This is a genomic window from Bacillus sp. UNC322MFChir4.1 (assembly GCF_000746135.1).
Lineage (GTDB): Bacteria > Bacillota > Bacilli > Bacillales > Bacillaceae_G > Bacillus_A.
In genome coordinates this window covers 1-7,751 of sequence record NZ_JQKQ01000062.1, presented here as the reverse complement: position 1 = coordinate 7,751, position 7,751 = coordinate 1, and the positions used below count along the sequence as shown (strand labels likewise).

The 7,751-nt window shown below is 32.6% G+C and carries 7 protein-coding genes and 1 pseudogene; 6 read left to right on the top strand and 2 right to left on the bottom strand.

The window, feature by feature from the left end; translation table 11 throughout:
* Positions 1–201: transposase (locus tag BR72_RS17015; RefSeq protein ID WP_035434793.1), on the bottom strand; the 201-nt coding region annotated here is incomplete at its 3' end.
* A 1,051-nt stretch (positions 202–1,252) separates the two neighbouring features.
* Here BR72_RS17015 and BR72_RS26780 point away from each other — a divergent pair.
* The 6 genes from BR72_RS26780 (at position 1,253) to rfbG (ending at position 7,170) form a co-directional block, all read left to right on the top strand.
* Positions 1,253–1,441: a hypothetical protein gene (locus BR72_RS26780; protein WP_035434791.1), complete on the top strand. Its 189-nt coding sequence runs from the start codon at positions 1,253–1,255 to the stop codon at positions 1,439–1,441.
* Between the two features lie 88 nt (positions 1,442–1,529).
* The gene (locus BR72_RS27175; RefSeq protein WP_231559729.1) at positions 1,530–1,832 is read left to right on the top strand and encodes a TnsD family Tn7-like transposition protein; all 303 of its coding nucleotides are present in this window, start codon (positions 1,530–1,532) and stop codon (positions 1,830–1,832) included.
* Between the two features lie 302 nt (positions 1,833–2,134).
* Positions 2,135–2,884 (top strand): sugar phosphate nucleotidyltransferase, encoded by a 750-nt coding sequence (locus tag BR72_RS17005; RefSeq protein ID WP_035434790.1) that lies wholly within the window; start codon positions 2,135–2,137, stop codon positions 2,882–2,884.
* A 20-nt stretch (positions 2,885–2,904) separates the two neighbouring features.
* The gene (locus tag BR72_RS17000; RefSeq protein WP_035434788.1) at positions 2,905–4,971 is read left to right on the top strand and encodes a hypothetical protein; all 2,067 of its coding nucleotides are present in this window, start codon (positions 2,905–2,907) and stop codon (positions 4,969–4,971) included.
* Positions 4,972–5,095: 124 nt separating this feature from the next.
* Positions 5,096–6,055, top strand: a complete 960-nt coding sequence (locus tag BR72_RS16995) for an NAD-dependent epimerase/dehydratase family protein (protein ID WP_035434795.1) — start codon at positions 5,096–5,098, stop codon at positions 6,053–6,055.
* A gap of 26 nt (positions 6,056–6,081) precedes the next feature.
* On the top strand, positions 6,082–7,170 hold the full coding sequence (gene rfbG / locus BR72_RS16990; RefSeq protein ID WP_035434786.1) for a CDP-glucose 4,6-dehydratase: 1,089 nt from the start codon (positions 6,082–6,084) through the stop codon (positions 7,168–7,170).
* Positions 7,171–7,214: 44 nt separating this feature from the next.
* On the opposite strand, the pseudogene BR72_RS16985 reads toward rfbG, so the two are convergent.
* A pseudogene (locus BR72_RS16985) lies at positions 7,215–7,739 on the bottom strand (WD40/YVTN/BNR-like repeat-containing protein); the annotation flags it as partial.
* Between the last annotated feature and the right edge of the window lie 12 nt (positions 7,740–7,751).

Here is a 7,751-nt window from a genome sequence, read left to right as displayed (position 1 = left end):
CGGTGCATTACCTTTACTACGTTCATCAAATGGTTCACCATTTTTCCATTTTTTCACCCAAACCTTTAATTGTGTACAACTTCGAATACCTAATCGTTCTGAGAGCCTTTGATAACTTTCGGACCCATTCACATAGGCCCTAACGGCATCTAACTTAAATTCTTCCGTGTAGGATTGAAATTGTTGTCCCTTTTTCGCCATAGAAAAATCCCCTCCAAGTTTCATTCTTTCCTTCATCTTATCATGAAGGTTTTTTTGAATGTCTACTTAAAGGGGATAATACCATCATGTGAGAATGGCTTTTTTTATTTTTCTCATTCTGTTTAATGATTTATCAAAATTAAGCTACTTTATTTTTTTGTGTTTTAACTAGACCACATTGACCACATTTTTGACCACGATTGAAATAAAAAATGATGAAAATATATGAATGAAAAGACAATGTGAAAATGATGAAACAATATTAATGGGTACATTTTGAAATGAAATGAAAAGATATAAAGTGCATTAATCAAACGGGTGATGTGAATAAATGTGTTGAGGGAAAAATTAATTAGACTAGAAAAGAATTAAAAGGAAATAATAAGTTTTGGGTTATTATTTTGATAAAATATCGAGTTAAGAAAAAGAATGAACTTTTGTATAGTTGAAAAAATTGCAGACTAATACAATTTTGTTACGAAATATATAATAAAAAAAGCATGGCAACTCTATGTCATGCTTTTTTGTTGTGGCGTGCCCAGCTAAGCTGGGCACTGCTTACTGGTGAAAATCCAGTCTAGGTAAGAACCAAGTCGCCTAGTAGCTGACAGGCAACTGGTGGAGAAATCCTAAGGTTGGAGCCCTGTGACAAAGTAACTTCTAATAGAAGTGCGAGCGAATCAACAGACCGTAACATAAAGTGAACCTTGCCGCCTCGTCAAAAGCAACCTAGTAATAGGACAAAGGGAAGTCGAGCCTGGCGCAGATAGGCGAAGACCATGGAAGATGTGAAGAACTTGGAAACGCGGCATCGAAGAATCCCTCGGGGTAAGGAGGACGGTATGTTGAGAAAGCAGTGTCCGGAACTGGGGAGCCCCTCCTTTGCCCTTTCTTTCAGAAAGGAGAGAGGAAACCTATAAGCATAAGCGAAATGGTGGACTGCAAAGAGGGAGTCGGAGGAGGTCATAGTACTGAACATCATAACGACAACACAACGTTATGTAGGGAAGGACCTCTACTTTGTTCATAAGTTGGAAGGAGGTAAGAGTGAGTGAATGCTGGAAAACTAGCTAACTACACCGATGTAAAAGCACGAGAACTTTGGAAAACTTTATATCTTTGTGCCAAAGAAAGTCCAAGCCGAAGATTTCATGCGTTGTATGACAAAATTTATCGTCCTGATATACTCGCTGAAGCATGGAGGAGGGTAAAGCGGAATAAAGGAAGTGGTGGAATCTAATACCCCAACCAGATCACTATTATTTTGATAAATACATGGAATTGGTTATCCATTCTCTAAAAGGAAATATTTCCTTGCAGAAAAGGTATTGGATTTTTATCCCAAAGAAGTTTTAGATTTACTTAATTCAAATATAAGTTCTGATGATCCTTTGTCTTGGACGATGAATATTACACAAAAGGAGAGTCTTAAATATTTACATCCTGTAAGACACATATTGATAATGCGTTTGTTCTGCGGTAGTATAAAGGAATTTTATAAAAATGATTATATTTATCAACCATTTGGTTCAGGACCTTGGATTTGTATAAATCCTTTAGTAGACCATTATTTGGAAGAGTGTGTAGAGAATTTAGAGATTGGTATCCACGATGCTTATAGAGTATTGTAAGGAGATTTTACTTGTAATTGTGGGTTTAAATATAGATTGATATTGCCAGAACAAAATCCTTTAGAGGTTAAGCAATTCGCTCAACGTATTATTGACAAAGGAGATATGTGGCCCCCTCTTTGCTAAAATATGGAGTACGATACATATCTAAACAAGAATAGCTGCCTATGAAGCAATAATAATAATTTACATTTCACATTACTCTTTTATAACTGACTTTATGGTACATGCGTGTATACCAATTACATAATAACTACATAAGCTATATGAGTTAAATATAATGAGGAAGAGGAGATAGGTCTGTGAAAGTCGTAATTTTGTGTGGGGGAAAAGGACTCAGAATGCAAGGGGTTTTGGAGAACACACCCAAACCCTTAGTTCGTGTTCAGGGAAAACCTCTTATTTTGCATATAATGAACTGGTATAGGAGATATGGGCATTATGAATTTATTCTCCTATTAGGGTATAAAGGTGATCAAATTAAAGAGTATTTTATGAATTATAACTGGAAAGAACACGATTTTAGTTTAGATTTTAAAAATAATCAGTATCAATTACTTCAGGAAGAAGAAGAGTGGAATATAAAGTTTATAGATACAGGAATTGAGACGATGACCGGAGCAAGATTGAAAAAAATTGAAAAGTATATACAAGATGAAACATTTTTATTAACTTATAGTGACGGTTTAGCAAATATAGATATTAATGACCTTATAAAATTCCATAAAGAAAAAGGAAAAATCGCAACATTAACAGGTATTAAAAAGAATAGTCAATATGGTCTATTACAGATCGAAAATGGAATAGCTGTGGATTTTAAGGAAAAGCCCTTGCTTGATGCGTTAATAAATGGAGGCTTTTTTGTATTTAACAGAGGGATATTTGATTATTTGAATTCTGAGAATGATTGCATTCTTGAAGAAGAACCACTACGTAATTTAATACAGAATCATGAACTTGCAGTTTATGAGTACAATGATTTTTGGATTAGTGTAGATACCCCAAAAGACCTAAAAGATGCAAATGAAACTTGGAATCCAAACAAAAAGTAGTTGAGAGGAATGAATAAACATTGAACTTTAATGATGAAAAGAAAAGTTTACCCCTCCTATATATTCCCACTAAGGTAGAGGAAGATGTTCAGATCCCCCCAGATATAAATTCACCCCCAGAAACTACTATCAAGAAAATGAATTCTCTTTTCTATAATAAACAGACTGCTGAATCTAGAAACCATTTTTGTACCATAGCAGGGACAGAATATGTAGTGAAAATAATTGCATTACAAAAGTCTTTATTAAAGAGTACTCAAAAATTCACACTGTGGATTTGCTGCATAGATTCAGTTGCGTATTCGATATTAAAAGGAATGAATTTGATTAATGTAAACCTTTTACCAGTAGATGATCTAGAAGATAAAAATCTAAAAAAAATAAAGAAGAAAAGGAAAGTTAACGAGTATTGTTGGACTTTAAAGTCCATATTAATTGAATATTTATTGGTAAATTATGATTTACCATCTGTTCTTTATTGTGATGGTGATTTATGTTTCTTCTCTGATCCTAACACTATATTTGAAGAGTGGGGGGAGAATTCTATCTTTCTTTGTCCACAGAGAGATCGTGATTGGGTAGAAGAAAAATATGGGAAGTATCAGGCAGGACTAATTGGATTTAAAAATGACTTGTACGGATTAAAAAGTGTGAGATGGTGGAAGGGAAAATGCTTAGATTGGTGTAGTGCTGAACCTGACCATGAAAGGTTTGGTGATCAAAAATATTTAGATTTTATTCCTTTTTATTTTCCAAAAGTAAAAATATCACAGAATTTAGGTATAAATGCCGCACCCTGGAATTGTATTTATAATAATAATTATAAAATTTATAAAAATCAAGGTGATGTATATATTGAAACAGACAAACTGATTGTATATCATTTTGCCTGCATAACTATTTTCAGTGAGAAGTATTTCGATTTATGGTCGTTAGGTGAAATTTCAATACCAAATAATATATTAAATCATATCTATACTCCTTATTTAGAATTAATTCAACTTATACTCAAGGAATTAAAAGGAAAATTCAGTGGGAATATAAAGCAATTATTAGGTGCTAAAGATATAAATAAAGCGAAAACTTTATATAAAGATTCGCAATTAAGAAGAAAAATGAACCAATCAAATTATTCTATGAATTATGCAATGATTATAAGTCGAGAACGTTTAATTCAAGGACTAACTTGCTATTATTCATTGGAAAGTCATAGCGAAAATTTTACAATATGGATCTGCTGTATGGATGATGTAACTTATCGAATACTAACAAACTTAAAATTGAAACATGCAATACTAATTCATGTGAACGACATTGAAAATCAAGAACTTTTAAGCATAAAAAATGAAAGAAGTTTGCAGGAGTATTGTTGGACATTAAAAGCTCCTCTTTGTCTCCATATTCTTAAGTATTATTCTGAAGTTGATCATATTGTATATTGTGATGCAGATATGTACTTTTTTACAAAACCTAATATAATTCTAGATGAATGGTGGAAGTATTCCGTATTTCTTTGTCCACAGAGAGGTACCAAGGATCTTGAAAATGTACATGGTATATATCAGGCTGGGTTAATTGGATTTAAAAATGATTCAAACAGTAAAGATATTTTAAAATGGTGGAAAGATAGGTGCCTAGAATATTGTAAAAATGTATATGATATTAAGATGAATAGATGGGGAGATCAAAAATATTTAGATTACATCCCTAATATATTTTCTAATATCAAAATTATGACTCATAAGGGTATTGACGCAGCACCTTGGAATGTAATTTTAAATAACGCCCATTCTATAGCAAAAATAGAAGATAAGATTTTTATAGATCAAGATGAATTAATTGCTTTCCATTTTGGAAGTATGCAAATTATTAATACAAATGAATTTGATTTATGGAAACAAGAAAGTGTAGAAATGGATCAATCAATTTTAAAGTATATATATATTCCTTATATTGAAAAGATAAGAAATACATGTCTTTTACTTTATAATACTTTTGGAATCTCTCTTACGTATTTAGATACTAGATCAGTAGATAAATCTCCAATAAAAAATTATTTACAATACTCCTCTTTGCAGCTCAGATGAAATCTATTTCCACTTTTTATGTAAGTGACATTATTCCTTGAAGTATATATAAATTAATAAATATAACTATTTATCTCCTTTAATTGAACATTACTTTAAAGGGGAAGGATGGGATTCAATGCATATGATGAATGATTTAAAAAATAAAACTTTTCTTATAACTGGTGGATTTGGATTTATCGGTTCTCATTTAGTAAGAAGATTGTTAAACTTACAAGCAAACGTTGTTGTTTTCGCAAGAAAATCATCGAACTCTTGGCGTCTTAAAGATGTCCTAAGAAATTTCAAAGTTTATGAAATAGATATACGAGATAAAATGCAAGTTCAAGATACGATAAAACAGATTCACCCAGATTATATTTTTCACCTTGCTGCGTATGGAGTAAATTCAGCCAATGCAGATTACATGAGTGCTATTGAAACGAATGTTTTAGGTACAATTAATATTATTCAAGCAACAAAATCTATAGAGTGCCGTAAAATTATTAATATTGGAAGCAGTTCTGAATATGGAAATAAAACAGAACCTATTCAGGAAGACATGGTACTCACACCAGTAGACATTTATGGAAGTAGCAAAGCCGCAGCTACCATACTTGCTCATCAAATTGCTGCTGAGCAAAATATAAATCTTATAACTTTAAGGCCCTTTGGAATATTTGGAGAAGGTGAAGAATCACATAAAATTTTTAGCTATATTATTTTACAAGTGTTGCAGGGGAAAAATGTAGACTTAACTTTATGTAACCAACTAAGAGATTACTGTTATATAGATAATATTATAGATGCATGTATATTAGCAATTGAGCATAATTCTATACAAAATGAAATTTTTAATATTGGAAGTGGGGAAATCCACCTTTTAAAATATTATGTAGAATTACTCTTTAAACATTTACAGACAAATAAAAGACCTAATTATGGTGTATTACCCTATAGAACTAATGAACGATGGATCCCTGAACCAAATATTAACAAAATTAAAACTATGCTTTCCTGGGAGCCAAGAATAAGTATTGAAGAGGGTATTATTAAGACTGTTAATTGGTATAAAAATAATGCACATTTATATCTGAATGTATGAAAATATATGGGTAGGGTGTGAATTACTTGTTAAGTAATGGCTTTAATAATGTATTTCATGAAAAAAAGGTATTAATTACGGGACACACGGGTTTTAAAGGTTCTTGGTTATCCATATGGTTAAAAGAATTAGGTGCGACTGTAATTGGATATTCTTTAGATCCTAAAAGTAAAAAAGATAATTTTATATTAACAAATCTTCAAAATGACATAATTGATATTCGGGGAGATATTAGAGACTTTAATAAATTAAATAAGGTTTTTGAAGAACATAAGCCTGAGATTGTATTCCATTTAGCCGCACAGCCACTTGTGAAATATTCTTATGATTTTCCTAAAGAAACGTATGATATAAATGTTATGGGGACAATGAATATATTGGAAGCAATTCGTTTACATGAATCAACCAAAGTAGGAATTATAGTGACAAGTGACAAGTGTTATGAAAATAGTGAATGGGTTTGGGGATATCGTGAAAATGATCCAATGGGGGGATATGATCTATATAGCTCTAGTAAGGGATGCTGTGAGCTTTTAATTTCATCCTATCGTAACTCATACTTTCCAGAAAAGAATTATGACCAGCATGAAAAAATAGTTGCAAGTGTTCGAGCTGGAAATGTAATTGGCGGGGGAGATTGGTCTGTAGACAGGATTATACCTGATTGTATACGAGCATTAGAATCAAATCATGAAATCGCTATAAGAAACCCTAATGCAATAAGACCTTGGCAGCATGTTTTAGAACCCTTAAGTGGATATTTACTTCTAACTGAAAAAATTTTAACGGAGGGTGTTCGTTTTTCTGGTGCTTGGAACTTTGGTCCAACCCTAAATAATATGGTTCCAGTAAAAAAACTTGTTACTAGTATTGTGAAAATTTGGGGACATGGAGATTGGGTGTTACCAAATGAAAAGCAAGACGAATTTCATGAAGCAACATTCTTAAACCTTGATATAAGTAAAGCGAAATTTAAATTAAATTGGGAGCCAAAATGGTCTCTCCAACAGACGTTAAAACATACAGTGGATTGGTATAAAAGTTATCATACTCATTCCTGTACAAGACTACGAAATTTATGTGTTAGCCAAATTAAACAATATTGTCAGTCTTAAGAAAAAAGACTTATAGTTTGCGGAAGGCTGCTGAAAAAATGTCTACTTTGAATAACGGCCCCGGCTTCAATTGATACATGTAGCGTATCTTGTTTATTTGGATCAACTGTAATCCATCGTACATGATGCGTGAAAGGACGAGGGGGGAATGCCCACGTATATGAAGAAAGTAATGATTTCATGTTTTTACATTCGTTCCACGTTTCACCACCATTTTCTGAGGAAAATAAGGCACTAGGTTCTGTACCGACATAAACGACGCCATAGCCATTAACTTTCTTATTGGAGCTTACAGTTATCGCAGTAATAGAAGAATGTAAAATACCATCTTCTTTAGGGAAATCAAAGTAACGGTAAGAATCGCCAATCGGTCTCCAAGAATCCCCCCTATCGTCACTTAACCATACCCCCCGGCCAAACGTACCGCAATATATACGGTTGGATTGAAATGGGTCTACCGCAATACAGGTAGGCTGCATACCTTGTAAATGGTATTGAATTTGATACGCTTCGTTTTTTTCTTCTAAGACAACAAGTTCTCGTTCCATACAGAGGAATAACCGTTTCAAAACTATAACCTC